The following is a 25,516-nucleotide window of genomic DNA, read 5'->3' as shown; positions in this document are numbered from 1 at the left end:
ACATCGCCGCCGCCAACCGACATCACGCCCGCGACAGCACCCGGCCCCTGGCCCTACTCGGCATCATCTGACGACTTTGCCGGGGCCCTGGGTCGTAGCCCGCTTGGTCGCCGTACCCGATGGTCACGAACTTCGCCACAGCAACTCCTCTCGTACAGGGTTGTCGACCGATAGGGCCGTTCCCGCCTATGAATCATCGCCGCCTAAAACGGCATCCGCACGTTCGCGCGCTCATGGCACCCCTTTGTGTCAAGACACCGCTCGGAGGGCGGGTTTAGGTTGGGTGGTGGCGGGTCCGGGAAGTGGCTTGTCCGAAGGGCCGATGTCCGGGGTCAGGTCGGTCACGCTGGGTTGCAGAGTCGTCCCCGAGTGCCCTCCCGGATCCGCCGCCTGCCGTTGTTGTTGGTCTGCGAGCATGCGGGCGTAGGCGACGTTGGACAGTCGCCGCTTTAGCGCCTGCATGGCTTCCATGGAGGTCTTCCCGGCGGCTTTCTTCGTGTCGAAGTAGGCGCGGCCTTCGGTGCGGTTGCGTAGCTGGACCACGGCCATGATGTGCAGTGTCCGGTTGATCCGTCGGTTGCCGGCGCGGGAGAGCCGGTGACGCTGCTGGTCGCCGGAGGAGGCGTCCAGCGGGGCGGTGCCGTTGCAGGACGCGAACCGGTTGCGGTCGGCGAAGCGGCGGATGTCGCCGACGTCTGCCAGCAGCCGGGCTGCACCTGACGGGCCAATGCCGTGCAGGTCCATCAGGGTGCAGCCGCGGGCGATCACCAGCTTTTTGAGGTCCTTCTCCGCGGTCTTGATCTTCTTGTCGATGCTCTCAAGTTCACCGATCAGCTCGACGGCGAGGCGGCGTCTGGTCTTGCCCACGATGTCGCGGGGTTTGATGGTCGCGATCAGCGCACGTGCCTGCCGGGCGGACAGGAATTGCTTCGCCCCGCCTGGGAAGAGGTCCAGCAGCAGCCGGTGCAGCCGGTTGACGGTCTGCGTCCGTGCCCGGCCAAGCTCGTCGCGACGGTCGACCAGCATCCCCATCACCTGCAGGTCCGGGTCGAGCTGGACCTGCACCAGGTTCGGCGAACGCAGTGCCACCATCGCCACCGAGTGCGCATCCACCGGGTCGGTCTTGCGGCCGTTGCCGGTGGCGAACACCCGCACCTGAGCGGACAGCTTCGCGGGCACGTCCATGACCGTCTCACCGTCATGCACCAGTCGGTGGGCGATGTGCTTGCCGATGCCGTTGCACCCCTCGACCGCCCACACCCGATCGGTGTACTTGCGGCTGGCGGCGAGCATCTGCGCGTAGCCGGTCTTGTCGGTGCCGTACCTGCCCACTGCGAGCACCCGGGCGCGTTCGTCGACGACCTCGATGGTTGCTGAGCGCTTGTGTGGGTCCATCCCGATGATCACCGACATCGGCGCCTCCCCTTGACTGAACTCGGTGAGTTGTCAGCAAGGAGGGCACCGCTACTTCGAGCAGAACAAACCCCTTTTCAGCCTCTCCTCGCGCGGTGCCCGGCGAGACCGCAGGCCATGAGAGAGCCACACCAATGACACCGGTGGGCAGCCGCAATGTGGGAGCGTCTCGCCGAGCACCTGGACCGAGTCTGGCCGGACACCGATCCTGCGCAAAGTCTCTAAGTAGCCGATGACAGTGCATTGGATCTTGAGGCGATCCGAACCGTTCCGTGTCGTCCCTGGTTCATAGCAGGAGCTCCCAGGTCACCCGGAGTGTTATGGTCTCGTCTCTGGACGGAGGTCGTCATGCATAAGTTGGTGGTCCTGTATTCCAAGCCCGCCGACCCTGACCACTTCCGCGACTACTACGTGACCAACCACCTTCCACTGGTCATGAATCTGCCCGGCCTGCTTGCGTGGCGCTACAGTTTCGACGTGGCGGCGACCAAGGGAGAAGCGCCGTATTTCGCGGTCTTCGAAGGCGACTTCGCTGACGCCGCCGCCATGGCCGCGGCGCGGGCGTCGCCGCAAGGCCAGCGGGTGGCCGCCGATGTCGCCAACTACGCCACCGGCGGTGCGGTCATCATCCACTATCCGGTGCAGGACGGCACCGGCTGAGGCAGGCCGGTACGCTCCGGGACGCGTTCGGTCGGCCGTCGCGGCCAGGTCCGGCCATCGGCAGACGCCGTTCGCGGTTGCCGGTTCGTTGAGCGTCAGAGGTGGGCCCATGTCCTGGCCGGATGTCACGGTGGTTGATGCGTGCGTGCGGCGCGACGGCCGGGGCGGCAGCCCCACGGCCGTCACCGACGACGACCCGGCGGCGACGGACGCGGACCGGCGTGCGGTCGCTGCTGCGGCCGGCACCTCGCACGCGGCGTTCCTCGGCCCGGGGCGGACGCCGGACGGTGGCTGGCCGGTCCGCGACCGGTGATCGCGACGCGCGCACCTAGACAGGCCAGGCCCAGGGCCGTCGCTTTGCCGATGCCTCGGGTCGCGCCGGTGACCAGCACCGTCCTGCCGGCCATCAGACCCTTGTCGGTCAGCACCATGCCGTCACGCACCCTGAGCATGCGGCTCGGTGCGAACGCCCTTGACCAGAAGCCAGACGCCGAACGTCAGCTCAAACAGCGCGCCGGGGATGAGGAGGACCAGGCTGACGTGGCTGCCGAAGATCTCGGCGACGGCGCCCGTGAAGTGGACCACGTACCCGACCACGCCCCACGCCGCCAGAAACCGGGGGACCAGGCGGGTCCGGTAGAGCAGGACGCACAGGAAGAACGCTCCGAACGCGAGCCCCGCCTGGCCAATCTGGTACGCCATCGTGTTGGAGTCCACCGCGAGCGAGCCCAGGGACCGGGCTAGCTCTGCGCTGACCTGCCCTGCATCGAGCTGCTCTGACAACGGGATGAGTGAGAGGAGACAGAGGGCGCCGACTGCCAGCAGGGCGACCTCGAAGACCATCGCGGACAGATAGGTCAGGGCGGTCCGCTTGCCGTGCTTCTCCAGGATTGGGAAGAACAAGACGGCCTTGCCGATGTCGACGGGGTGTTCAACAGCATGAGGCAGGCGCCGAGGACCAGGGTGGCCTGGTGAGCGGAGACGCTGGTGCCTAAGTCGGGCGTGTCCACCACGGAGCTGACCAGGGCGAAGCCAACTCCATACGTGACGAACCCTGCCAGGAAGAGTGACCCGATCAGGCGTCCGTACGTCCTGCCGGTGTCGCTTGCCCAGCCTGCAGCGGAGGGCGGTGGAACAGCGGCGTGCTGGTCGGGCAACGGCGGGCCACTGGTTGTCGCGGTCACGGGTTGCTCCTTGCGGTCGGGTGGACGGGTGGTTGGAAGTCGGTTGGCGGTGATGTGTCCGGGGATCAGACGGTGATCGCGACCTTGCCGCGGACCTGGCCCCTCTCGAGGAGCCGCATGGCGTTGGGCGCCTCGTCGAGCGGGTAGCTGCGGTCCATGCTCGGGATGACCTTGCCAGCCTCGATCAGCTCGGTGAGCCGCTCGAGGTCGGTGGCGCGCTCCTTTGCCATGAACAGCGCCAGACGCTGCCGCAGGAATAGTGAGAGCAGCGCTCCGCGCAGCTGCCTGCCCATGCCGGTCAGGCTGCCGCCGTTCTCACCGCCGACGAATACGACCGTCCCTCGTGGTTCGAGTGCTCGCCGCAGCCGCCTCACCGAGGGGCGTCCTCCGATGTCGAGGATCAGGTCGTAGCGGCGAGTCCCGTCGGCGAAGTCCTCGTGGCTGTAGTCGATGACGTGGTCGGCACCGAGGGAGGTCACCAGGTCGAGCTTTGCGGTGCTACAGACTCCGGTGACCTCGGCGCCGAAGGCCTTCGCCAGCTGCACCGCGTAGGTCCCGACGCCGCCGGACGCGCCGAGAACCAGCACGGACTGACCCGCCTGCACCCTTCCGACGTCGAGGAGCGCCTGCAGCGCCGTGCCGGCCGACACGGGAACGACCGCAGCCTGGGCGAAGGACAGGTTCACCGGCTTCCGGGCGAGCTTGTCCTCCCGCGCCACGGCATACTCGGCGAAGGACCCCGGAGCGATCCCGTACACCTCGTCGCCGACCGCGAACCGTGTCACCGACGAGCCGACTCTCGCTACCGTGCCGGCCACGTCACGGCCGGACACCGGGCTCTTTGGTCGCCGAAGCCCGAAGCCGAGTCGCATCACGTAGGGCTTGCCCGTCATCAGATGCTCCGTGCCGCGGTCGAGACCGGCCGCGCGCACCCGCACGAGCACCTCGTGGTCGGCGATCACAGGACGGGCGACTCGGGCCAGCCGCAGGACCTCCGAGCTGCCGTAGCGGTCCTGGATGACCGCCCTCATCATCGTCGGCGTCGCCCTGGTCGGGGTCGTCATAGCGGTCCTCCGGAAGTCAACTTGAAGATCCGTACTTAGTACGAATACGCTAACGTACTTTGTACGAAGGTGCCTATAGCACGAACGGACGAGGAATATGAATGTCTGAGCCAGTCAGCGAGGGCGGCCGGCGGCGAGCGCGGCTGACCCGCGAGCGCGTCCTACAGGGCGCGCTGTCGGTAGCCGACTCCGGCGGTTTGGGATCGCTCACGATCCGCTCCCTCGCCAAGGAGCTCGGCGTCAAGCCGATGTCGGTCTACTACCACGTCGCCAACAAGGACGAAATCCTCGACGCGCTCGTCGACATCGTCTTCGGCGAGATCGAGCTTCCGGTTCCTGGCCGTGACTGGCGGTCCGAGCTGCGGAGGCGAGCTCACTCGGCCCGCCAGGTCTTAGCGCGACACCGCTGGGCCATCGGGCTGCTGGAATCGCGGAGCAGCCCGGGGCTTGCCAATCTGCGCCACCACGACACCGTCATCGCCACCCTGCGCGAAGCCGGGTTCTCGGCCGAGATGACGGCGCACGCCTACGCGCTGATCGACAGCTATGTCTACGGCTTCGCACTTCAAGAGGCCGCCCTCCCGTTCGAGGGCCCAGAGAGCGTCGGCGAAGTGGCGGAACCGATTATGGAGCTGATGGGCGCGGGAGAGTACCCGCATCTCGTCGAGATGGCGACCTCGTATTACATGCAGCCCGGCTACGACTTCGGCGACGAGTTCGTGTTCGGGCTCGACCTCATTCTCGACGGGCTCGAAAGGTCGCTCGGCCTGGGATGAGTGCCGCTCGCGCGATGGGCATGACGGCGAAAACGTCCGGTAGCCGAGATGAGTGTACGGCGCTTAACTACCTCGCCATGCTTAAAGTCCCGCAAGAACTCGGCTTCGGCCCCGGTACGACCTGCTGGCGGCGGTTGAAACGCTGGATTGATGCCGGCGGGTTCGACCAACTCCACCAGATCCTGCTCGAGCGGTTGAACACAGGGAACCGGATCGACTGGTCGCGCGCGGCGATGGACGGCAATCACATCGACGCCAGAAAGGGGGTCTCGGGACAGGCCCGTCGCCGGTCAACCGCGCAAGCCCGGTTCCCAAACACCATCTGATCTGTGACGGCAACGGCACCCCGATCTACGTGCTGACCAGCGGCGCCAACATCCCCCGACTTCAGCCGCGCCCTCGAGTTGCTCGACGGCGGCCCCGGGGACGTCCTGACATGCCGCGATCCGCGCTCAATGAAGTGCGTCATATCGCCGGCGTCATCGATCGGAAGTCCCGACACTTCCAACGGTGAACACGCCAACGGACCGGCGACGAGACCATACGGGGGGCGGCCTCGGGCGCACACGCTCCGACGAGCGTCGCGCCGCCGCCGTGACCGATCGCTATGATGCCGGGCGGACCAAGGGAGGAGACAACATGGCGCTGACCGTGCGGGTCCGGCCGAACGCCGCGTCCCTGTCGTTCCTACTGCTCGGCGCGGCGCTGATCGTGATCGGGGCAATGAGCGGCGGCGTGCTGGGCCTGGTGCTGGTCGTGTGGGGCGCGTTCTTCGCGGTGCTGCTCGGTTACCCGGTGGCGGCCAGCACGTTGTTGCGGGTGCCGGCGGTGGTGGTCGGCCCGGACGGGATCCGGCTGCCGCTGATGGGTGTCCGGCTCGAATGGCCCGAGATCGCCGAGGTGCGGCCGGGCGTCAAGATGCGCGGCCGGACACAGACCCCCGTGCTGCTGGTGGTACCCGCCGACCCGGTCGCCACGGTCTCGCAGGCGCGCTGGTGGCTGCGCCGGGAGGCCCGCAACGATTTGGCCTCGCTCGGCGCCCCGGTGGTCATTGACGACCGCTCCCTCGATCACACCCTCACCGAGATCAGGTCCGCGGTCAGCGCCCACGCAGCCGCCCGCTGAGGTGGATCGGGCCGCCGATTCCACCAGACAGCGGCCCGCAATGCCCGTTCCCGCACAGGTCAATTCGCCCGTCGGCGCGGGGGCACTTGAGCCAGTTCACGCTCGCCAACAGGTCGGAGAGCTACACCCGCGAGATGCTGCGTGCGACGTTGCCGCGCAAGCAAACGCACTGACATGCCGCGATCCGAGCGTCACGGAACGTGATCGTCGGCGTGCCGATAAGCGTCCGGACACATGTCGAGAAGAGTGCACTCGATCGCGGCCTTGGCGTGCGGTGAGCGGCGGCCCCGGGTCCGGGCTGCCGCGCCTCGTAGCCGGGCAGAATCGGGCAGGCGCGGGTCTCGACCTGTCCGGGTCCACCGCGCTCGGCCCGCCGTCCATCTTCATCGACCCAACGGACTACTTCGGCATGGACGCAATACATGGCCAGATTATGGTCTCTGCCGGGCAAGGGCCGGCAGGACTCAAGCTGTCGGGCGTCGCACCCAATGCGCATCCGAATCTGCCGCGCAGCGGGCGTTGACACCGGCTGTGAGCGGTGACGCACCGTAGGTATGACTACCTCTCCCACGTCTGGTCCCAACATCGTCTCTCCTGATCATCTCGTTCTCCGTGCGGCGGTAGCCGCCTACCTCGGTCGGTACCGTGGTGACACGCGCTTGCACACCGACTCCGATCTGCGCGTCTTCCTCATCTGGTGTACCGACCAGGGCCTGGATCCGCTGTCGGCGGCTCGGGTGGACATCGAGCGGTACGTGCGCTGGCTGCAGGACGTACGCCGCTTCCAACCCTCGACCGTTTCCCGCCGGCTGTCGGTGGTCGTCGGCTTCTACCGCGTGTGCGTCATCGACGACATCCTGCCGAACTCACCCGCCGACTATGTCCGCCGACCGACGGTGCCACCCGAATCACCCACCCTCGGGCTGGGCCACCTACAGTTCGAAGCACTGATCACCACCGCACGGCTATCGGCCAACCCGAACGACTTCGCCCTGGTCTCCATGCTCGGACTGCTCGGGCTGCGGATCTTCGAAGCCTGCGGCGCCAACATCAGCGACCTCGGCGAGGAACACGGCCACCGCGTCCTGCGCGTGCGCGGCAAGGGCGGCAAGGTCGTCCTCGTCCCGCTGCCGCCCGCGGTGGCCAGAGCCATAGACCGCGCCGTCGACGGCCGCCTCGACGGTCCGGTCCTGCGCAACACCCTCGGCGCGCGGATGGACCGGCACGCCGCGACCCGCCGGCTCAAGCACCTCGCCGCCAACGCCGGGATCCGGATGCCGAGGATGCACCCACACATGCTGCGCCACACCTTCGTCACCACCATGCTCGACGCTGGCGTGAGCCTGCGCGACGTGCAGATCGCCGCCCGCCACGCCGATCCCCGCACCACCATGCGCTACGACCGCGCCCGCAAGAACCTGGACCGCCACCCCAACTACATCCTCGCCGCCTACATGGCCTCGGGAACGTAGCGACCACAACGAACGTGTCTGCCGATGGTCGGATGGGCCTGTGGGCGTGTGGGGGCACCGACGAAATTGCCTGGCCAGGCGAAATGAGTGCTGCTCGGGACTGCTTCCCACGCTGGTGAAGGTCGTCTCCCGGCGCGTCGACGACTGATCAGCGGGACGGGTGGCCTGTCTGCAACCGCGCCACTGTGATCTCGTCGCGTTTTCACCTGGCCGGCTGCTGCCTGGGTCTACGCGCGAGCCGGCCGTGGTGTGTCCTGGGCGAGGGATTCGGCGAGGAGCCGCCAGATTTCAGCGGCCAGCGCCATGTTGCCGTTGTCCTGGGCTTGTTCGGCGAGGCCGCGCAGGCCGGCCACCGCTTCGTCGCGTGCGCCGTCCAGTAACAGGAGCCGGTTGCGCAGCACGTCGAGTTGGATGCGGTCCTGGTAGGGCAGGAGCGGGTCGAGGCGGTCGAGCTGGTCGAGCAGCGCGCGGGCCTCGGCGGCGTGTCCGGTGTGCATGGCGAGGTGCGCGCGCAGGGCCAGCAGCTCTTGTTCGATGGCGGGTGTTCCGGTCAGGGGAAGGCTGGCCTGGACTTCCTCGACGCGGCGGTGGGCGGCCTCGGTGTCCGGTGGGGTGGTCTCCAGGTTGAGCTTGGCCGCGCTGATTCGCAGGCGTGTCCACAGGGTGGGGTTGTCCCGTCCGTCGAACCCTCGCACGGCCTTGCCGAGCAGCTCGGCCGCGGCGGCTGGCTCGCCTTGGCGGAGCCGGATGTGGGCCGCGGTCCAGAGTGCCTCGGCCCACAGCGTGTCTGACCGGCCCTCGACGAGGCTGAGCAGTTCGTTGGTGTGCCGGCTGGCCTCGGGCAGCCGGTCGGCCTCGGCCAGCGCGGACACCACGGCCAGCAAGACGTTCGCCATGACATAGGGGGCCACTGTGTTGTCCTTGGCGAGCTGGTGGGCCGTCAGCGCGGTGTCGACGGCGGCGGGGACCTCGCCGGTGGACCGTAGGCAGCGGGCCAGCTCGGCCAGTGCTCTGGCCCGCAGCTCGGCCAGTCCGAGTTGGTCGCTGAGGGTGGTCAGCTCGTCCAGGCAGGCCCGCTGCTCGGCGTACTCCTTGCGTTGCCGTCGCCAGTCGGCGACCTGCCACAGGGCCTGCCAGCGCAGCAGGGGGTCCTCGCCTTCGGCGGTGGCCAGCGCGCCGGACAGCAGCTCGCCCGTCTCGTCGGGGCCGAGGCCGGTGGCGATGGTGAGGCTGCGCGCCAGTGATGAGGCGGTGGACTGCATCAGCTCCTCGGTGCTGACGCCGAGCTGGCTGGCCAGGTGCGTCAGCGCGCGTTCGGTGGGTTGGCGGGCCCCGGACTCCAGCCGGGACAGGTAGCCGGTCGACATGTCGTCGCCGGCGAGCGCGCCCTGGGTCAGACCTCGCTCGATCCGTAGTTGCCTGAGTCGGCGGCCGAAGGCTGGTTGTTCCACCACATCCCGAGTCTAGCCAGCTTGCCTCAAGCCTGGCAATCTGCCCTACCCTGAGACGCCTCGCAGGCAAATACTTCTGGCAAATTCTTGCCAAGATGCTGGCAACTGTCGTAGCGTTCCTGGCATCGCAACCGAGCACGACATCCAGGAGCGAGTGATGAGCAAATTTTTGGAGGTCCCGTGCCCGTCGGTTATCTGATCACTGTGGCGTTCGTCGCGATCGGCACGCTGTTCGCGCTGGCGCCGGTGCCGTGGTCGCGCCCGCTCGGCCGCCTGAGCTACTACTCTGGCCTGGTCGTGAACGAACTGCCGTTCGCAGCCTTCCTCTACATGCTGATCCTGCCGACGTGGCTGGCGTTCGCCGAGGGCGACATCAACTCGGCGGGCGGGTGGGCGGTCGTCGGGCTGGCCGCCGCGACCACGCCCGGGCTCGCGATCATCGCCCACCGCGCACTCGGGGACTGGGCGAGGATCGAGCACGCCATGGACGAAGGGCTCGGGGCCGGGTGGCGCACCACCCTCGACGCCGAGCTGGCCGAAGGGCTGCGGCACCGCCTTCCGTGGGCCCGCATCGTGCTGCGGCCCATCTTCCGGCGCCGGTGGGAGGTCCGGCGCGTGGCCAATCTCGCCTACGGCGACGCAGGTCGCAGAAACCTGCTCGACGTCTACCACCACCGGTCACGGCCCGAAGGCGCGCCCGTACTGATCCACCTGCACGGAGGCGGATACTCCGGGGGCCACAAGAACAGCCAGTCGCTGCCGCTGCTCTACCACCTGGCCAGCCGGGGCTGGGTGTGCATCAGCGCCAACTACCGGCTGAGGCCACAAGCCCAGCACCCCGACCACCTGATCGACCTCAAGAAGGTGATCGCCTGGGTGCGGGAACACGCTCACGAGTACGGGGCCGATCCGGCGACGCTGTTCGTCGCGGGCAGCTCGGCGGGCGGGCACATGGCAGCGCTGGCCGCGCTCACCCCAAACGACCCCGCCTTCCAACCGGGCTTCGAGGACGCCGACACCTACGTTACCGGCGCCATCTACCTGAACGGCTGGTACGGCCGCTACTTCGGCCAGGGACCAGAGTCCTCGCCGCTGGCCCACATCACCGCGGACGCACCGCCGTTCTTGGTGGCGCACGGCGACCTGGACCCGCTGGTGCCTGTGGCAGATGCCCGGCATTTCGCCGACCAGCTCCGCCGTACCTCCACCAACGCCGTCGTCTACGCCGAGCTGCGCGGCGGCAACCACGCCTTCGATCTGTTCCACTCGCTCCGCTTCGAAGCGGTCATCGACGCGATCGAGGCCTTCACCGCCTGGGTGAGATCACGGGAGAGGACGCCCCAGCCCTAGCAGGAGACCGGCATGCTGCCGGTCGACGACACCGCAGTGGCCGCTGCTGGGCAGGATCGCCCGGAGCTGCAGAAGGCCATCCAGGAGATCGTCGATTCCGGTTTCGCCGCGGTGCAGCTGCGCGTGCACGATGAGCGGGGCGAGTGGGTCGGCAGCGCCGGGGTACGCAAGCTGGGCGAGGCCGCGAAGCCGCTGACGAACGGGCGGTTCCGGATCGGCAGCAACACCAAGACCTTCACCGCGACCCTGGTGCTGCAATTGGTGGCCGAGGGCAAGATCGGGCTAGACGACCCGGCCGAGCAGACACAACCGGTCGAGGATCCCGTCGGGGACGAAGTCGGCCGAGTGGGTGCCTGCTCGGCCGTGGCGTGCGTGGCCGTGACCTTCGCGGACGAAGCCGGAATCGCAGCTCCGAACGCGCGGGGCAAGGCCGAGCCCCTGCCGCGGCGTCCGCGCGTCAACGAACCGTCACCTGGCAACCGCCGTACGACTGGGTCGACACCATCCGCTGGCCCGGTCCCCACCCCGACCACGTCCATCCAGAACAACGCTGGGGCGCTCGCCCGAGCGGAACCGCGCCGCGTGGACGCCGGCCTGGTCGCGGGCCACGCCGGCGACGACGAAGCCGATGTGGTTGACGACGCGGTGGCGGAAGTAGCGCGATGCCCCGCTCGCAGACGCCGCCGCTAATAAGCTGCGGGGCCGAGCCAGGCCCAGGATGGACGTCCCGACGGGCATCGACGCGCGCATCGAGCACAGACGCCGTACTGACCATGAGGAACCGATAAACGTCCGCTTCTGCCGCCGACCGCGCGCCCCAGCCGATGCTGCTCGACTCTCTGCCGAGGTGAGTGCTCTGGCCGCGAGGTGAGGGTTCGACCATGCTCGCCGATGTCTACTAATCGTCGAAGTCGAACGCGAAGGTACCCGCCTCGATGCGGTCGATGAGCTCGCCGACATTGTCGGCTTGTCTGATGGCGCTGTCCCACCCGCTGCTTGTGATGTCGACGAGCAGCACCGGTGCAGGGTCACTGCACAGGTCGAGTACAAGCTGTTCATGGGAGCCGTCACCGCCGATGATCGCGATGCCGGGGTGCGCATCGGTGGCTTCGTCCCAGGCGTCATGCAGCTCGAGCATTTCGCGTGGCGACTTGAGCCACACGTAGGTTCCGCTGGTCATCCAGCCTCGTCGAAGCCACGACTCACCTTGGAGGTAGGTTCGCCACGCGGCAGGCAGAGCTTGACCTAGGGCCTTGTCGGCGTCGGTGAACTCCTGGTCGTTTACTGGGCCGCGGTAATCGGCTTCTTCGGTGATCGCGCCGACGATGTGGGCGTTGAGATCGGCAAGCTCTGCGGCGGGGATCCAGTACTCCAGCACGTCGCGGCCACCGGCCTGGTGAGCCTCGTAACGGTCCAGGTAGGAACGCTGGACGTTGAACCGGGTTACGTAGCCGACACCTTCGGCGGGGACGTTCCACTCGCGGGCGATCTTCGTGGCGTACCAGCGGTTAAGCACGGGGTAGAAGATTGGCTGATCCGGCAGGCGTGGTGGCCAAGCCCGCCACCTGGACTCCGCCACGAGGTCGAGTTCGGCCTGCCCGGTGGGCCTCCATAGGGTGATCGTGTCGGAGGTGTCGATGGTCTGCTCCTCGCCAAAGTTTCACACCAACCGAGTTCGCAGCTGACAAGGTCGGCATCCTCTTCTGCCGCGGACCGTGAGCTGCAGAGCGTCACGATCGCTTGAGCCAGGCGCCGTCCGGTCGTGCCGAGATCAGCGCATCCGATCTTGACGGCATGGTGCCTCAACTGGCACCGTGGCAGCCCGTTCGAGCCTTCGGGATCTCGGCGAGGCGGTAGCCGTAGCCGTCGAGCAGTCGCCAGGGCACTGGGCTCAGATGCCGTGAAGGAACAGGGTCATGCCGCTCAGGCGGTCGCCGGCCAGGGTGAGCACCACCAGCCCGCCGGGTCGCTCGGTGCCGTCCCCGACGAGGTGCGAGACAAACGCAGGTTGCCCGTTCATGCGAGTAGGGCGCAGCCGGATTCTTAGCCTTTGGCTGACGCGCCAAGCGGCGCTGGTCCGCAGGAACGAGATGATGGCGGCCACGCCGTGGTATTCGTGCGGGGCGGGCGGCATGGCTAGCCATGCCTCGTCGGTGAGCAGACTGACCAGGGTGTCGAAATGGTTACCTGCGAAGGCCTCGGCGAAGCGCTCGACCACCTGACGTTCGCGCGCCGATCCAGGCGCGGGCGGCGCCTCACGGGCGGGGTCGCGGTGACGTTCGATCGCGCCGCGTGCCCGCTGCAGCAGACCTTTGATCGCGGTCGGTGTGGTGTCCAGCATCGGCGCGACCTCACCGAGCGGGTACCCGAGCACGTCGCAGAGCACCAGCACGGCGGCCTGCCGCGGTGTGAGGCGCTGCAACGCCGCGATGAACGCCAACTCGATCTCCTCCCGCGCGGCGTAGCGAGCCTCCGGGCCGCGGTCGGCGTCGGGCACGTGCTCCAGCAGCGCGTCCGGGTAGGGCTGCAGCCAGGTCACGTGAGTGCGGCGGCTGGGCTCCGGCGGCTGAAACGGTGGCTGGGGCTCGGACGGTATCCGTCGGCCCCGATCCCGCAGCGCGTTGAGGCAGCGGTTGGTAGCGATCCGGTAGAGCCACGACCGCAGCGATGAGCGGCCCTCGAATCCGTCCAGGCCGCGCCAAGCCGCCAGCAGCGCCTCCTGCAGCACGTCCTCCGCATCGGTCACCGAGCCCAGCAGGCGGTAGCAGTGCACCAGCAACTCGCGCCGGTGCTCTGCCACCAGCTCCTCGAACGTGACCTGTGCCACAGCCGTTCCGTTTCCCGGCTCGGGGGTGTCGTAACGGGCGACACCGAAGGAGAGATCATGACCAGCCCAGCATTGCAGATCGCCTTAGCTCATCATCGCGCGTGGACCGGCAAGAACCTCGAAACGGCGATGACCTACATCGCGGACGACGTCGTGCTCGATGCCCCTCCCGGGCGACTCGCCGGCATCCACGCCTACCGCGAGTTTCTCAGGCCGTTCGCGGAACAGTTCCTGATCAGCGCGGAGATGATCGCCGCATTCGGGGACGACAGCACAGCCCTGCTCATGTACGACACCGAAACGATCCCGGCCAAAAGCGCACCGGCGGCCGAGTGCGTCACGGTCCGGGACGGAAAGATCGTCCACAACCGGTTCATCTTCGACCGTCTGCCGTTCGAAGAGTTCCAACGCCGGCAGGCCGGTGATGGCGTTCGATGACCAACTGGCCGTCCGGGTGCGGGAGGCCCTCGCTGACCAGTCGGGCGTTACCGAGAAGCGGATGTTCGGCGGGCTCGCCTGGCTGGTGCACGGCCACATGGCCGTCGTCGCACTCAACGGCGGAGGCCTGATGGTGCGGATCGCCCGAGCCGACCACGAGATGATGCTCGCCGAACCCGGTACCGCCACAATGGTGATGCGCAGCCGACCCTTGCGGGGCTGGATCACAGTGGCCGAGCAGGCCTGTGCCACACGTTCGGACCTGGTCACCTGGGTACGGCGCGGGCTGACCTACGCGTTGACATTGCCAGGCCGGTAGGCGTCAGCTCGCCCGCCGGTACCGCGTACCAGCGGGCGAGCTGGCCATCCACTTATGGCACTTATGTCAAGGCGCCGCTCGAACCAGGGGTTTAGGGTGGTTGATGGCGGGTCCGGGAAGTGGCTTGTCCGAAGGGCCGATGTCCGGGGTCAGGTCGGTCACGCTGGATTGCAGAGTCGTCCCCGAGTGCCCTCCCGGATCCGCCGCCTGCCGTCGTTTCTGGTCGGCGACCATCTGGGCGTAGACGACGTTGGACAGTCGCCGCTTCAGCGCGCGCTGGTGGCTCCGGTGCTGTGGACCGTCGGGGCCGACGGGGCGGTTCTCACGACTGGTTGGCCTGACGCGCTTGTCGCTGCCCCGGCTGCCGCCTTACGGTCACGGCCGGATTTGCTAGGTTGACCGCCGTGGCCGTCGTACGGGCGTTCGAGCACGACGATTACTCTCCCGAATATGGACTCGTCGTCCTGCGGGACCCGGACGACCCGGGGGAGCCGGGCGACGATCCGGAGTTGCCGCGCGGGCGTGACCGTGAAGACGAGCCGACCGGCACGTTCGCCGGAGCTGGCGCCGGCTGGATCCTGTGTCAGGCCGGCGACGGCCACCACATGGTGCGTTTGGAGCTGCACGACGGCCCGCCGCCAGCTGACCACGCAGGCTTCGACGACGTGCTGGAGACTCCCTACCGTGCGAGCTCCGGGGGTCTGTCGCTGACCGTCCTGACCGGCGGCGCCGGTCCGGCCGACCTCGAGCTGGGTGGCGGTGGCTGCTACCGGGTCCGGGTGGCGCGCCGGCGGGGCGACACCGAGGACGGGTTCGGGGATCGCTGGTTGCTGCGCTTCTGGCCGGATCCGGCACCTGAGCCGCCGGTCTGGCTGGCTCGCGGCCGGCCGGCCGTCGGTCCGGGCTACGACGGCTGGCAGTCCGAGCTGCAGTACGAGCCGATGGAACTGGCCGGCATTGTCAACGCCGCGGCCCGTGAGCACGCCGGGCCGGTGACCGTGGAGCACATCGACGACTGGGGCCGGACGCACTCGCGCCCGCCGGGATGGCTCGACGCGCCGCTGTGGCAACCGCCTCGGGAGCCGTTGACCACCGGCCACGCCGACCTCGATGAGCGCAACGCCGCCCAGCGCGCGGAGGTGGTGGCTCGGCTGGCCGGGCAGCAGCGCCGGCTTGACGAAATCGCTGCCGAGCTGGGCGTGCCGCCGGTGCGCCGCAAGCGTGACCTGCTGCCGCTGCTGGCCGCCGCCGGCATCCTGGTTCGCGAGGGCCCGGACGGCTACCGCGCCGGGCGGCCGGCCCGGGTGGACACGGTGCTGTCGTTGCCGCCCGACCGGGTCCGGTCCGTCCGGCTGCAGGACGCCCGCAGCCGGTACGGCCCGCTGGCCGAGGATCTCGAGGCGGTGTTGAGGTGGGCATCCCGGGCACCGCTGGAGACCACAGCCGCCGAGCTGGCCGAACGGCTGCTGGTGAGCGAGGCAGAGCTGCGCGACGGGCTGGCCTTCGCGGAGCGGACGGGCCTGCTGCACGTCGACGGCGGGGAGCCGCTGCGGCTGTGGCTGGGACGCCGGCCGAGCCCGGCGTCGGCCCCCCCGACCGCGCCGGTCACCCCAACCGTACCGGACGTCCCAACCGCGCCGGCCGCGCCCGTTACACCGACCAGGATGTCGGTCGCCGCGCCGATGCTGTCCGGTCCGGCGCCGAACTCGGACGGCCCGTCGACCAGAAGCTTCATGCTGGGTGCGATGGCGCGGGTGGCGGGCGACGCGGCGGACGGCCGCGGGATGTTCGTGAGGTTCCCGCAGCGCAACCGGGAGGAGCCGCCCGGCCCGCCGTTCGGTGCGCCGCCGCGGGCCGGCGTGATCGAGGCGAACGGCACCCTGGTCGGGTGGCGCGACGGCGCGCGGGTGGACCTGGCCCGGCTCGAAGCCGCGCGCTGGAGCCGGGCACTCCAAACCAGGCAGGGCGTGCTTGTGGTGAGCCACGGGCACCCGGCCCGGTTGGTCTCCGCGGCCGGCGAGGTGACCGAGATCGACGAGGTGCGGATGCCGGGCGTGATGCTGCTGGGCGACGGCCGGCGGGTGGCGGTGGTCGACAGCGAGCACCGCCGGCGGGTGTCGCGGTACCAGCTGCGGGTGATCGACCTGGGCGGCGGCCCGGTGGAGACCATGCCATGGCCAGACGACCGGGGGATCAGCCTCGTCGGGGCGTACCGCGGCACGGTCTTCTTCGCCGACCACCAGGCCCAGTGGGCCACAATGCGTTGGACACCCGGCACCGACCCGGAGCGGTACGCGCACCCGGTGCAGCAGATCGACCCGCTCACCGGCACCGGCAGCGCGCGGAAGGTGGAGGGGATCACCGTAGTTTGGCCAGACGGGACGACGGTGACGGTGCCGGTCGACCAGATGGCCCGGCTCGCGCCCGGCGGTGACCGGTTGTGGACGGTGCGCTCCAACCCGCCGGCGCTCACGCTGTTCCCGGTCGAGCCGGGAGCTACGGTGCAGCCGCAGGTGTGGTGGTTGCCTGAGGACCGCCGGCGGTCCCCACAGGGGACGTATCGAGAGCCGATCTGGGAGGACACCGAACACGTGCTCTTCGGCTACCACCCCTGGCACTTCCCGCGCGAACCCGCGAGCGGAGTACGGCTGTCGGTGCGCGACGGCGCGATCGAGCGGTTACCCGCCGTCGGCTCCCGCGGGCAGTCGGTGATGTTCGTGGAGCCGCTGTTGACGCCGTAGCCCTTTGTGCAAGGACGTTAATGTGGACTTTCATAAAGGGCGGCCACGACGATGACGACCTCTACCCAACGGATCACGCCGATCGTTGCCCCTCGCCGAAGATCAGACACACGCATCTGCCGATGACAGTGCACTCGATCATGCCGATGAGAGGTGCACCGACTGAGGCGTCGCCACAGCTTTCCCGTGGGCGTTTTCAAGCCTGCATCGCCAACTCGGCACCGAGACGACTATCGAGCTGCCACAAGATCCTCTCACTGTTGGAATTCAAGGCCCGGAGTGGAGGACTCGAGTGACCGGGGTCACGCCCGGGTATGTCACGGATCGGAAGGCCGCCTTGTCCCATGGCCATGACGGAGATGAAGAACCAGAGTGTGATCGTGGCCGGAGCCAGTGGTGTTTTCGGCCGGCACATCCGCGAGGCGCTGACCGACGCCGGGCACACCGTGCTAGGCGTGGGCCGCGGCGAGGGCAACGAGATCCGCGCCGACCTGCTCGACCGCGACGGACTGCTGCGGGCGTTCGAGGGGATCAAGGCCGACGTCGTGGTGCACGCCGCGACCGCGTTGCGCAAGCCGCCGATGACGCACAAGGGCATGTTCGGCACCGACGACCTGCGGGTCACCGGGACCGCAAACCTGATCGAGGCGGCCAAACTTGCGGGCGTACGCCGCTTCATCGGCGAGAACGTCGCCGTCGGCTACGGCTACCGCGACTTCGGCGACCGCGTTCTGACCGAGGCCGACGAGTTCGGGGCGTCCGTGACGGACCCGGACATCAACCGGCACCTGGAGGGCATGCGGGAGAAGGAGCGCTTGCCCCGGGAGTCGGGGCTGGAGGCGATCTCACTGCGATTCGGCTTCTTCTACGGGCCGGGGGGCACCGAGACGATGGTGCACATGCTGCGGAAGCGACAACTGCCGGCGTTCAACGACCACGGTCACATCTCGCCGTGGACGCACCTGGCCGACGCGGCCGCCGCCGTCGTCGCGGCGATCGATCGCGGCCGGCCCGGTGAGGCGTACAACGTCGTCGATGACCACATGGGCTTCGGGGAGATGATCCGGGCGATCGCCGAGACCTTCGGCACACCCAAGCCGTTCACCGTGCCCACGTGGATGATGGCGGTCGCGCCCTACATGCACCTGATGCTCGGCGTCACCATGCGAGTCTCGAGCGAGAAGGCCCGCCGCGAGCTCGGGTGGCAGCCCGCGTACGCGACGGTGCTGGACGGGCTGCGGGCGCAGGCGCTCGGTCACGTCTAGCCTGTTCCCATGATCGATAGCCAGGTCTTCGCTCAGCATCGGCGGCTGCTCTTCGACGTCGCGTACCGGATGACGGGGAGCGTCGCCGATGCCGAGGACATCCTGCAGGAGGCCTGGCTGCGGTGCCGCGACGTCGACGGCGGCCAACTCGCGAACCCCCGGGCGTACCTGGTCAAGACCATCACCAACCTCTCGCTCAACCAACTCACCTCGGCCCGCGCCCGCCGCGAGACGTATGTCGGGCCGTGGCTGCCCGAGCCGGTGCTCACCGCGCCCGACGCGGGCCAGGAGGCCGAGATGGCCGAGTCGATCTCGATGGCGATGCTCGTCGTCCTGGAGACGCTCACCCCCGCCGAACGCGCGATCTTCCTGCTCCACGACGTTTTCGGCTACAACCACGCCGAGATCGCATCCATTCTGGACAGGTCCGAGGTCGCGGTGCGGCAGACCGCGGTCCGGGCGCGGGCGCACGTCGCGGCCCGCCGGCCTCGCTTCGACGTCGACCAAGGCGTACGCCGAGAAGCAGTGGACCGGTTCCGCAAGGCCTGTGCCGGAGGCGACCTGAACGCGATGATGGAACTCCTGGCGCCCGAGGTGATCTGCTGGTCGGACGGCGGTGGCAAGGTGACCGCGGCCCGCCGGCCGCTGGAAGGCGCCGACAACGTCGCCCGCTGGCTGCTCGGGGTCTTCGCCAAGCCGGAGACGCAGAACACACGGCTCGTGATCACCGAGATCAACGGCGGGCCGGGCATCCTGGGCCTGGCCGACGGGCAACCGGCCGGGGCGATCTGCCTCGACTTCGACGGCGAGCGGATCACCGGCGTACGCATGCAGGGCAACCCGGACAAGCTCCGAGGCCTCACCCGCTGATCCCACCTCCCCCGTCGATCATGAACCTAAGATGATCCTCAACGGAACAGTTCCGGATCACCGTTCCATTCAGCCAGCCACATCAACGAGTACGCCGACAAGCGGTAAGTTGAACAGCCGGCGACCTGGTCGGCCGGCCACCGCAAAACACGGCCACGTCGCCCTCAACGCACGGATTTGCCGATGACCGGATGTCGATCGGGCGCCGTGCCGCGGGTGCGCTTCTGGCGACGCAGAAACTGTCCCAACCGCACGCGCGAGGTGGTTCCGGCCCAGACGTGTGCCCTGCCGACGGGGCTGACCCGGCGGACGCCGCGCCGTCAGGCCGTTGCAGGGAGGATGACCCGTTCCAGCACCGTGAGCGGGGTCCGCCACTGGTCGGGGTCGTCGTAGTTGCCGGCGGTGACGGCCACGGTGAGGTCCATGTCGGGCAGGACGAAAAGGCGCTGGCCGCCGTTGCCCATGCCGGCCACCAGCCGATGGCCCTCGATGGATTCGATGTACCACTGGTAGCCGTACTGCGCACCCCAGCCGGTCTGCAGGCGTGGCTGGAGCATCGCGCGGATCCAGTCGGTGGAGACGATCTGCTGGCCGTCCCAGATTCCCTCGGTCAGCACCAGTTCGCCGATCCTGGCCAAGTCGGGGGGCGCGAGTCGCAGCCCGGACGCGGCGGAGGCCACTCCGTCCGCGCCGGTCATCCACTCGAAGCTGCCGATACCCAGCGGCGCGAACAACACGGCCTGCGCGTACTGCGGCAGCGACTGCCCGGTGCCGTCGGCGATCAGCCGGCCGAGCAGAGCCGTGGCACCGCCGCAGTAGGTCCATCGGGTGCCGGGCGGCTCGAGGATCGGCCGCTCCAGAATGTACCTGTACCGGTCCGGCGCCAGCTCCATCGCGATCTCGGCGTTCGCCGGGCTGCTGTACGGGAGATCTTCGCGCCATTCCACGCCCAACGACATCGTCAGCGCGTGCTCGACGGTGAGCTGGGCACGCTGAGGGTCGACCGCCAGGTCGGGGTACTGCGGGAACAGCCGCAGGAGCGGTTCCGCCGGCGGCGGAACCAGCCCTTCGCCGAGCGCGATGCCGTACAACAGCACGGTCGCGCTCTTGGTGACGGACCGGATGTCGTGCAGCGTCTCGGGCCCGAACTCGACGACGCCCAGCGAGTCGCCCCAGGCGTAGTCCTCGCCGGCCCCGTAGTACTCCAGCAAGGTTTGACCACCGCGAACCGCCGCGACGGCGTGCAGACCGCCGAGCTGGCCAGCTTGGAGTATCTCGTCGAGACGGTCACGCAACTGCGTCGTCATAGGCACTCCCAGGGGGCGATATCGGCTGGCGGAACAGCATGCTCGTTATACCGGAATTTCCGCTCTTGGAGCGGGCCGGGTGGGAGGGCCCGGCCCGGCCCGCCGCAGCTGCCCGCTTCAGCCATGATTCGGTCGTGAGAGACGGCCACCTCCTGGCGCAGAGCCTCGACGTCGGCGTCCAGGACCGTGCCGCCCCATTTTGCGTACCACACCGTTGGTGGGGTCGCTGTCGACGGTGCGCGGGGTGGTGCCGAGCAGCACAACGCGCCACGTCCAGCGCGAGCTGCCGCCGCGCATCCGCATCTGCCGCCGACCGTGCGCGCTGGGCCTCGAGGCGCCCTGACGCTCGGTCTTCAACAGCAGCTGGCGCGGCTGGGAATCATTCGAGTGCGGTCCTCACCGAGCGATCGGCGGCGGTCTTGCGGAACCCGCAGCATGGCGAGCTGTTCATCGTTGACCAGCCGAGGCAACCCTGCCCTGCCCACGCGGACGCCCCGGGCCCGCGCTCAGTCCACGTCGGCCGGGATCGGGTCGAACGACGTCCCGTCCGCCGGGCCCACCTCGTGCAACCGCCCGTCCCGCACCAGGTACACGAAATTGTGCCGGGTCCGCGCCGCGAAGTCGGCCCGCTGCTCGTCGGTCCAGTCGTCGCGGTGGGCGCGGGGGTACTCGGCGTGGTCCGGTTCGGTCAGCAGCCGGACCACGTAGACGGCGTTGGCGCGCACCTCGATACGCCAGCGGTCGTCGGGCCACTCGCCCTCGGCCTCGATGACGCCGTCGACGACGTGGCCGAAGGTGAACCTGTCCAGCGCGGGCGGATACACCCGGCCGGGCACCGGGTCGACCCGCTCGCGCGCGACGGTGGCGTCCTGCTCCAGGAACGTGTGCACCAGGTACCCCATCCAGAATTCGGCATCGTAGAACTTCTCGTTCTCGTTCCAGGCGATCGCGGTGCCGTCGGCGGTCGGCGCCCACTTGCACCAGTACCCGGGCTTGCGCGGGTCTGGATCCCTGGCGTCCTCGATCTCGTCGCCGTAGCCGAGGGCGTAGGGGCCGGTGGACCGGGGTTCGTGCCTGGTCTCGGCGAACGCCAGCAGGTAGTCGATCTCGTGCTGGTTCAGCGGAGGAGTGATCGTCACCTGGCCGGTGAACGTGGTCTCGTAACCCACGGCGGTTCCCTTCCACGAAGCGTCGCATGTGTATACCAAAGCGTGGAAGGCACTGATCCGAGCATGCAGGAGTTCGGGAGTGGAACTGACCGGCACGTTGGCGGAGACCCACTGGGAATCGCATCGACCTGCGATCTTCGGGTCGGCCTACCGGATCCTCGGTTCCGAGGCCGAGGCCGAGGCCTGCATGTCGGCGGCGTGGCAGCGCAGGAGCCGAACGCAAGATCTGAAATCGGCGAAGGTATCCGCTTCTGCCGCCGACCGTGCGCGTGGCTGTTGGTCGACTGTCACCGCTACGCGGGTTCCTCTGCCGTGCTGCCGTACAGGGTGGCGAGGACACGATGCCGCAAGATCTCGTACTGCTGGCGACATCGCCGGGGAGGGCCGGGCGGGCGCTGCTGCACCTGACCGCCGACAACGACTTCCTGCAGGTAGAACTGATCAGCGGTGAGGTCGACGTCGCGGCCGTCGGGTAACCGATTCCAATAGTGGTAGCCGACCTTGGCGTCTCTGGCGAAGACTTCACCGAGGATCAGTTCTCCGCCGAGCAGGTCCTGAATGATCAGTGCGGTCGCTCCGCATTGACCACGGGCTGCGTTGTCTGGATGCCAGTCCTGCATATCATGCGGGTCGCAGGTATCCGCTCCCCAGCCGGCCCGCAGTATCGGCTGCAGCAATTCCAGGCTAATCAAGAGCGGGTCTGTTCGCTTGTCGCGTTCTCCGGACGTCACCCATGCAGAGTGAGCCCTCGACCGGGTCGAGGGTCAAGTAAACCTCGGGCCACGGGTTTCCCGGTTGGCCGAAGAGCGCCACCGCCGGGCGTACTCAACTGCCGCGAAGCCCTCGTCACCGAGGGTGAGGTCGGCGCCGGTCGCCGGCGTCCGGACGTGCCGATGAGCGTGCGTCTGTCCGCCCAGATTGGTCGCGATATCAAACCTCGGGCGCGCTTCAGCGTGCGTGCCGCTGGATATGGTCGAACCCGTACGGGTGCGTGACACGTGGAGTGGACGGGGATGGTCGAGACGATGGTCGTGGTCGAGTGGGGAGACGAACTCGGCGAGGGATACCGGCGCCGCATCACCGAGGTCTACGTGCGCAGCTTCGCAGCGGACTTCGTCGCGTTCTCGCGCGACACCGGGAAGTTGGCCGACGCGTTCGAGCACATGCTGCTGCTCGAACGGTTCTACATCGCGCTCGTGGACGGGGAGCCCGCCGGCCTCGCCTCGCTCACCGAGAGCGACCAGACGCTGTTCGCGCCGCGCTGGCGGGAGATCCGGCGTCATCTCGGGCTGGCGCGCGGGCTGCTCGGCTACGTGGTGATCCGGAGATGGTTCATGTGCCCCTCCGACGACGCCCGGCCCGGGCTCGCCGAGATCGGGTTCGTCGCCACCGAGCCGGCTTATCAGGGTCGCGGCGTCGCGACCGCGTTGCTGCGTCACCTGCTGGAGTTGCCCGGGTATCGCGAGTACGTGCTCGAGGACATCAAGGACACCAACGCACCCGCCCTCGGCCTCTACGCCAAGCTCGGCTTCACGGTGTACAAGCGTCGGAAAGTGCGCTTCGCGCGACGCGCCGGCTTCACCGAACTCGTGTCGATGAAGCTCGTGCAGGACTCCACGTCGCAGCCTACCGCCGACCGATCACCCGGAGCCGTCTGACGGGACACTGAGGTGCTCCCGCTGCCCGAGGTCGAGATCTAAGACCCAACCCCTTCCGAACGTTCGCTCATGGCACCCCTTTGTGTCAAGACACCGCTCGGAGGGCGGGTTTAGGTTGGGTGGTGGCGGGTCCGGGAAGTGGCTTGTCCGAAGGGCCGATGTCCGGGGTCAGGTCGGTCACGCTGGGTTGCAGAGTCGTCCCCGAGTGCCCTCCCGGATCCGCCGCCTGCCGTTGTTGTTGGTCTGCGAGCATGCGGGCGTAGGCGACGTTGGACAGTCGCCGCTTTAGCGCCTGCATGGCTTCCATGGAGGTCTTCCCGGCGGCTTTCTTCGTGTCGAAGTAGGCGCGGCCTTCGGTGCGGTTGCGTAGCTGGACCACGGCCATGATGTGCAGTGTCCGGTTGATCCGTCGGTTGCCGGCGCGGGAGAGCCGGTGACGCTGCTGGTCGCCGGAGGAGGCGTCCAGCGGGGCGGTGCCGTTGCAGGACGCGAACCGGTTGCGGTCGGCGAAGCGGCGGATGTCGCCGACGTCTGCCAGCAGCCGGGCTGCACCTGACGGGCCAATGCCGTGCAGGTCCATCAGGGTGCAGCCGCGGGCGATCACCAGCTTTTTGAGGTCCTTCTCCGCGGTCTTGATCTTCTTGTCGATGCTCTCAAGTTCACCGATCAGCTCGACGGCGAGGCGGCGTCTGGTCTTGCCCACGATGTCGCGGGGTTTGATGGTCGCGATCAGCGCACGTGCCTGCCGGGCGGACAGGAATTGCTTCGCCCCGCCTGGGAAGAGGTCCAGCAGCAGCCGGTGCAGCCGGTTGACGGTCTGCGTCCGTGCCCGGCCAAGCTCGTCGCGACGGTCGACCAGCATCCCCATCACCTGCAGGTCCGGGTCGAGCTGGACCTGCACCAGGTTCGGCGAACGCAGTGCCACCATCGCCACCGAGTGCGCATCCACCGGGTCGGTCTTGCGGCCGTTGCCGGTGGCGAACACCCGCACCTGAGCGGACAGCTTCGCGGGCACGTCCATGACCGTCTCACCGTCATGCACCAGTCGGTGGGCGATGTGCTTGCCGATGCCGTTGCACCCCTCGACCGCCCACACCCGATCGGTGTACTTGCGGCTGGCGGCGAGCATCTGCGCGTAGCCGGTCTTGTCGGTGCCGTACCTGCCCACTGCGAGCACCCGGGCGCGTTCGTCGACGACCTCGATGGTTGCTGAGCGCTTGTGTGGGTCCATCCCGATGATCACCGACATCGGCGCCTCCCCTTGACTGAACTCGGTGAGTTGTCAGCAAGGAGGGCACCGCTACTTCGAGCAGAACAAACCCCTTTTCAGCCTCTCCTCGCGCGGTGCCCGGCGAGACCGCAGGCCATGAGAGAGCCACACCAATGACACCGGTGGGCAGCCGCAATGTGGGAGCGTCTCGCCGAGCACCTGGACCGAGTCTGGCCGGACACCGATCCTGCGCAAAGTCTCTAAGTAGCCGCATAGCGCTCGTCACCGAAGGTGAGGTCGGGCGCCGATCGTCGGCGTTCGGACGTGCCGATGTGCGGACGCTCACATGGGCGGCATGGCGGCCTTGGGTGCAACTGCATGAGAGCGTAAAGATCATGGAGGTCAGGACCGGAACCGCACAGGACACCTTACGTGTCGCAAGCCTGCACACCGACAGTTGGCAGGCAGCGTATGCCGGACTGATGCCGGCCAGCTACTTGGACGGCCCGCTGCGGGACCAGCAGGTAGACATGTGGAAGAGCCGGCTGGCGGCCGCGAATCAGCGCGACGGAGACACGGATGGCGGCCACCTGCTGATAGCCGAGCACGGCATCGACCTACTCGGCTTCGCCTACCTCATCCCCGGCCCCGACGGACGGATCCTGCTCGACAACCTGCACGTCGATCCGGCACGCATCGGCGGCGGTATCGGACGCTACTTGCTACGGCACGCCTTTACCTGGGCGGCTACCACCCACCCTGGCCAACCCTTGTATCTGGAAGTGCTACGCGACAACACCCGCGCGATAGCCTGTCCCGCACCGGGTTTGATGGAGACATCGAAACCTGGGAGGAACACCAGCGATGCCCGCACCGAAGAAGTACAACGATGAGCTGCGTGAGCGTGCGACCCGGTTGGCGGTCGAGGCCCGCCGAGATCCGGCGTCCGCGGTCGGAGCGATCCGGCGGATCGCCGGCCAGCTCGGGATTCATCCGGAGGCGTTGCGCACGTGGGTGAAGAAGGCCGAGACCGACGCCGGTGACCAGCCGGGCACCACCAGCAGCGACGCCGAACGCCTCGCCGCGTTGGAACGGGAGAATCGTGAGCTGCGGCGGGCCAACCAGATCCTGAAGTCCGCGGCGAGTTTCTTCGCGGCGGAGCTGGACCGTCCGTCGCGATGAAGGTCGACTTCGTCGACTCCCAGAAGGCCGAACAC

25 protein-coding genes and 2 pseudogenes are annotated in these 25,516 nt (G+C 68.4%); 16 read left to right on the top strand and 11 right to left on the bottom strand.

The features are described 5' to 3' along the window. Positions 1-249 precede the first annotated feature (249 nt). Entirely contained in the window at positions 250-1,413 is a 1,164-nt protein-coding gene (locus ACWD6N_RS33125; RefSeq protein WP_450005981.1) for an IS110 family transposase, read from the bottom strand. Positions 1,414-1,761: 348 nt separating this feature from the next. Between ACWD6N_RS33125 and ACWD6N_RS33120 the strand changes: the two genes are divergently transcribed. Together ACWD6N_RS33120 and ACWD6N_RS33115 are read left to right on the top strand one after the other, a co-directional pair. Further along, positions 1,762-2,073, top strand: a complete 312-nt coding sequence (locus ACWD6N_RS33120; RefSeq protein WP_354968862.1) for an EthD family reductase — start codon at positions 1,762-1,764, stop codon at positions 2,071-2,073. A 109-nt stretch (positions 2,074-2,182) separates the two neighbouring features. Next, positions 2,183-2,386 carry a hypothetical protein gene (locus ACWD6N_RS33115; RefSeq protein ID WP_450005992.1) on the top strand — a complete coding sequence of 68 codons (204 nt, stop codon included), beginning with the start codon at positions 2,183-2,185 and terminating at the stop codon, positions 2,384-2,386. Between the two features lie 28 nt (positions 2,387-2,414). Here the strand turns inward: ACWD6N_RS33115 and ACWD6N_RS33110 are convergent. The 3 genes and pseudogenes from ACWD6N_RS33110 to ACWD6N_RS33100 all read right to left on the bottom strand — a co-directional run. Further along, positions 2,415-2,480 (bottom strand): annotated as a pseudogene (locus ACWD6N_RS33110) (hypothetical protein); the annotation flags it as partial. A 28-nt stretch (positions 2,481-2,508) separates the two neighbouring features. After that, positions 2,509-2,991, bottom strand: a complete 483-nt coding sequence (locus tag ACWD6N_RS33105; RefSeq protein ID WP_354968634.1) for a DUF4386 domain-containing protein — start codon at positions 2,989-2,991, stop codon at positions 2,509-2,511. Between the two features lie 331 nt (positions 2,992-3,322). Then, positions 3,323-4,288 (bottom strand): NAD(P)-dependent alcohol dehydrogenase, encoded by a 966-nt coding sequence (locus ACWD6N_RS33100; protein WP_354968633.1) that lies wholly within the window; start codon positions 4,286-4,288, stop codon positions 3,323-3,325. A gap of 134 nt (positions 4,289-4,422) precedes the next feature. On the opposite strand from ACWD6N_RS33100, the gene ACWD6N_RS33095 reads away from it, so the two are divergent. The 4 genes from ACWD6N_RS33095 to ACWD6N_RS33080 all read left to right on the top strand — a co-directional run bounded on the left by ACWD6N_RS33095 (position 4,423) and on the right by ACWD6N_RS33080 (position 7,694). Then, positions 4,423-5,097 (top strand): TetR/AcrR family transcriptional regulator, encoded by a 675-nt coding sequence (locus ACWD6N_RS33095; RefSeq protein WP_354968628.1) that lies wholly within the window; start codon positions 4,423-4,425, stop codon positions 5,095-5,097. Then, positions 5,094-5,423, top strand: a complete 330-nt coding sequence (locus ACWD6N_RS33090; RefSeq protein WP_450005990.1) for a hypothetical protein — start codon at positions 5,094-5,096, stop codon at positions 5,421-5,423. Before ACWD6N_RS33095 ends, ACWD6N_RS33090 begins: the two co-directional genes overlap by 4 nt. A gap of 313 nt (positions 5,424-5,736) precedes the next feature. After that, positions 5,737-6,222, top strand: a complete 486-nt coding sequence (locus tag ACWD6N_RS33085; protein WP_354968626.1) for a hypothetical protein — start codon at positions 5,737-5,739, stop codon at positions 6,220-6,222. A 659-nt stretch (positions 6,223-6,881) separates the two neighbouring features. Beyond that, positions 6,882-7,694, top strand: coding sequence for a tyrosine-type recombinase/integrase (locus tag ACWD6N_RS33080; protein ID WP_354968625.1), 813 nt, complete (start codon positions 6,882-6,884; stop codon positions 7,692-7,694). Positions 7,695-7,921: 227 nt separating this feature from the next. Here the strand turns inward: ACWD6N_RS33080 and ACWD6N_RS33075 are convergent, their stop codons facing one another. Beyond that, positions 7,922-9,145, bottom strand: a complete 1,224-nt coding sequence (locus ACWD6N_RS33075; protein WP_354968624.1) for a helix-turn-helix domain-containing protein — start codon at positions 9,143-9,145, stop codon at positions 7,922-7,924. 180 nt (positions 9,146-9,325) lie between these two features. On the opposite strand from ACWD6N_RS33075, the gene ACWD6N_RS33070 reads away from it, so the two are divergent. Together ACWD6N_RS33070 and ACWD6N_RS33065 are read left to right on the top strand one after the other, a co-directional pair. Continuing rightward, entirely contained in the window at positions 9,326-10,495 is a 1,170-nt protein-coding gene (locus tag ACWD6N_RS33070; RefSeq protein ID WP_450005988.1) for an alpha/beta hydrolase, read from the top strand. Positions 10,496-10,507: 12 nt separating this feature from the next. Continuing rightward, a complete protein-coding gene (locus ACWD6N_RS33065; RefSeq protein WP_354968622.1) occupies positions 10,508-11,185 on the top strand; it encodes a serine hydrolase in 678 nt (225 codons plus the stop codon). 601 nt (positions 11,186-11,786) lie between these two features. Here the strand turns inward: ACWD6N_RS33065 and ACWD6N_RS33060 are convergent. Next, a pseudogene (locus tag ACWD6N_RS33060) lies at positions 11,787-12,134 on the bottom strand (ADP-ribosylation/crystallin J1); the annotation flags it as partial. Between the two features lie 252 nt (positions 12,135-12,386). Then, entirely contained in the window at positions 12,387-13,322 is a 936-nt protein-coding gene (locus ACWD6N_RS33055) for an RNA polymerase subunit sigma-70 (protein WP_354968621.1), read from the bottom strand. A 57-nt stretch (positions 13,323-13,379) separates the two neighbouring features. Here ACWD6N_RS33055 and ACWD6N_RS33050 point away from each other — a divergent pair, with 57 nt between their 5' ends. The 5 genes from ACWD6N_RS33050 (at position 13,380) to ACWD6N_RS33030 (ending at position 18,955) form a co-directional block, all read left to right on the top strand. Further along, positions 13,380-13,760, top strand: a complete 381-nt coding sequence (locus ACWD6N_RS33050; RefSeq protein WP_354968620.1) for a nuclear transport factor 2 family protein — start codon at positions 13,380-13,382, stop codon at positions 13,758-13,760. Then, positions 13,747-14,079 (top strand): TfoX/Sxy family protein, encoded by a 333-nt coding sequence (locus tag ACWD6N_RS33045; protein WP_354968619.1) that lies wholly within the window; start codon positions 13,747-13,749, stop codon positions 14,077-14,079. The genes ACWD6N_RS33050 and ACWD6N_RS33045 overlap by 14 nt, the downstream gene beginning before the upstream one ends. Positions 14,080-14,483: 404 nt before the next feature. After that, positions 14,484-16,820, top strand: a complete 2,337-nt coding sequence (locus ACWD6N_RS33040) for a hypothetical protein (RefSeq protein ID WP_354968618.1) — start codon at positions 14,484-14,486, stop codon at positions 16,818-16,820. Between the two features lie 344 nt (positions 16,821-17,164). Further along, on the top strand, positions 17,165-18,085 hold the full coding sequence (locus ACWD6N_RS33035) for an NAD-dependent epimerase/dehydratase family protein (RefSeq protein ID WP_450005984.1): 921 nt from the start codon (positions 17,165-17,167) through the stop codon (positions 18,083-18,085). Between the two features lie 9 nt (positions 18,086-18,094). Beyond that, a complete protein-coding gene (locus ACWD6N_RS33030; protein ID WP_354968616.1) occupies positions 18,095-18,955 on the top strand; it encodes an RNA polymerase sigma-70 factor in 861 nt (286 codons plus the stop codon). Positions 18,956-19,275: 320 nt separating this feature from the next. Here the strand turns inward: ACWD6N_RS33030 and ACWD6N_RS33025 are convergent, their stop codons facing one another. From ACWD6N_RS33025 to ACWD6N_RS33015, 3 genes are all read right to left on the bottom strand, one after another. Next, the gene (locus tag ACWD6N_RS33025) at positions 19,276-20,262 is read right to left on the bottom strand and encodes a serine hydrolase domain-containing protein (RefSeq protein WP_354968615.1); all 987 of its coding nucleotides are present in this window, start codon (positions 20,260-20,262) and stop codon (positions 19,276-19,278) included. Positions 20,263-20,768: 506 nt separating this feature from the next. Then, the gene (locus ACWD6N_RS33020; RefSeq protein ID WP_354968614.1) at positions 20,769-21,431 is read right to left on the bottom strand and encodes a hypothetical protein; all 663 of its coding nucleotides are present in this window, start codon (positions 21,429-21,431) and stop codon (positions 20,769-20,771) included. A 293-nt stretch (positions 21,432-21,724) separates the two neighbouring features. Then, positions 21,725-22,162, bottom strand: a complete 438-nt coding sequence (locus ACWD6N_RS33015) for a YunG family protein (RefSeq protein ID WP_354968613.1) — start codon at positions 22,160-22,162, stop codon at positions 21,725-21,727. Positions 22,163-22,444: 282 nt separating this feature from the next. Between ACWD6N_RS33015 and ACWD6N_RS33010 the strand changes: the two genes are divergently transcribed. Next, complete coding sequence (locus ACWD6N_RS33010) at positions 22,445-23,089, top strand: GNAT family N-acetyltransferase (RefSeq protein ID WP_354968612.1); 645 nt, start codon at positions 22,445-22,447, stop codon at positions 23,087-23,089. A gap of 85 nt (positions 23,090-23,174) precedes the next feature. Here the strand turns inward: ACWD6N_RS33010 and ACWD6N_RS33005 are convergent, their stop codons facing one another. Further along, positions 23,175-24,338: an IS110 family transposase gene (locus ACWD6N_RS33005; protein ID WP_450005981.1), complete on the bottom strand. Its 1,164-nt coding sequence runs from the start codon at positions 24,336-24,338 to the stop codon at positions 23,175-23,177. A gap of 329 nt (positions 24,339-24,667) precedes the next feature. On the opposite strand from ACWD6N_RS33005, the gene ACWD6N_RS33000 reads away from it, so the two are divergent. Both ACWD6N_RS33000 and ACWD6N_RS32995 read left to right on the top strand, forming a co-directional pair. Continuing rightward, the gene (locus ACWD6N_RS33000) at positions 24,668-25,192 is read left to right on the top strand and encodes a GNAT family N-acetyltransferase (protein WP_450005979.1); all 525 of its coding nucleotides are present in this window, start codon (positions 24,668-24,670) and stop codon (positions 25,190-25,192) included. Next, positions 25,164-25,481, top strand: coding sequence for a transposase (locus ACWD6N_RS32995; protein ID WP_450005977.1), 318 nt, complete (start codon positions 25,164-25,166; stop codon positions 25,479-25,481). The genes ACWD6N_RS33000 and ACWD6N_RS32995 overlap by 29 nt, the downstream gene beginning before the upstream one ends. Positions 25,482-25,516 lie beyond the last annotated feature (35 nt).

The organism is Micromonospora sp. NPDC005163 (assembly GCF_053599835.1).
The sequence above is the reverse complement of the archived record's forward strand: the minus strand, read 5'-3'. Positions and strand labels throughout refer to the sequence as shown.

Bases quoted from the DNA above. Each gene is read 5' to 3' on its own strand.
- ACWD6N_RS33030 (WP_354968616.1), top strand. From the start codon at position 18,095: ATGATCGATAGCCAGGTCTTCGCTCAGCATCGGCGGCTGCTCTTCGAC.
- ACWD6N_RS33025 (WP_354968615.1), bottom strand. From the start codon at position 20,262: ATGACGACGCAGTTGCGTGACCGTCTCGACGAGATACTCCAAGCTGGC.
- ACWD6N_RS33125 (WP_450005981.1), bottom strand. From the start codon at position 1,413: ATGTCGGTGATCATCGGGATGGACCCACACAAGCGCTCAGCAACCATC.
- ACWD6N_RS33085 (WP_354968626.1), top strand. From the start codon at position 5,737: ATGGCGCTGACCGTGCGGGTCCGGCCGAACGCCGCGTCCCTGTCGTTC.
- ACWD6N_RS33090 (WP_450005990.1), top strand. From the start codon at position 5,094: ATGAGTGCCGCTCGCGCGATGGGCATGACGGCGAAAACGTCCGGTAGC.
- ACWD6N_RS33050 (WP_354968620.1), top strand. From the start codon at position 13,380: ATGACCAGCCCAGCATTGCAGATCGCCTTAGCTCATCATCGCGCGTGG.
- ACWD6N_RS33065 (WP_354968622.1), top strand. From the start codon at position 10,508: ATGCTGCCGGTCGACGACACCGCAGTGGCCGCTGCTGGGCAGGATCGC.
- ACWD6N_RS33115 (WP_450005992.1), top strand. From the start codon at position 2,183: ATGTCCTGGCCGGATGTCACGGTGGTTGATGCGTGCGTGCGGCGCGAC.
- ACWD6N_RS33005 (WP_450005981.1), bottom strand. From the start codon at position 24,338: ATGTCGGTGATCATCGGGATGGACCCACACAAGCGCTCAGCAACCATC.
- ACWD6N_RS33120 (WP_354968862.1), top strand. From the start codon at position 1,762: ATGCATAAGTTGGTGGTCCTGTATTCCAAGCCCGCCGACCCTGACCAC.
- ACWD6N_RS33010 (WP_354968612.1), top strand. From the start codon at position 22,445: ATGGTCGAGACGATGGTCGTGGTCGAGTGGGGAGACGAACTCGGCGAG.
- ACWD6N_RS33035 (WP_450005984.1), top strand. From the start codon at position 17,165: ATGGCCATGACGGAGATGAAGAACCAGAGTGTGATCGTGGCCGGAGCC.
- ACWD6N_RS32995 (WP_450005977.1), top strand. From the start codon at position 25,164: ATGCCCGCACCGAAGAAGTACAACGATGAGCTGCGTGAGCGTGCGACC.
- ACWD6N_RS33045 (WP_354968619.1), top strand. From the start codon at position 13,747: ATGGCGTTCGATGACCAACTGGCCGTCCGGGTGCGGGAGGCCCTCGCT.
- ACWD6N_RS33095 (WP_354968628.1), top strand. From the start codon at position 4,423: ATGTCTGAGCCAGTCAGCGAGGGCGGCCGGCGGCGAGCGCGGCTGACC.
- ACWD6N_RS33100 (WP_354968633.1), bottom strand. From the start codon at position 4,288: ATGAGGGCGGTCATCCAGGACCGCTACGGCAGCTCGGAGGTCCTGCGG.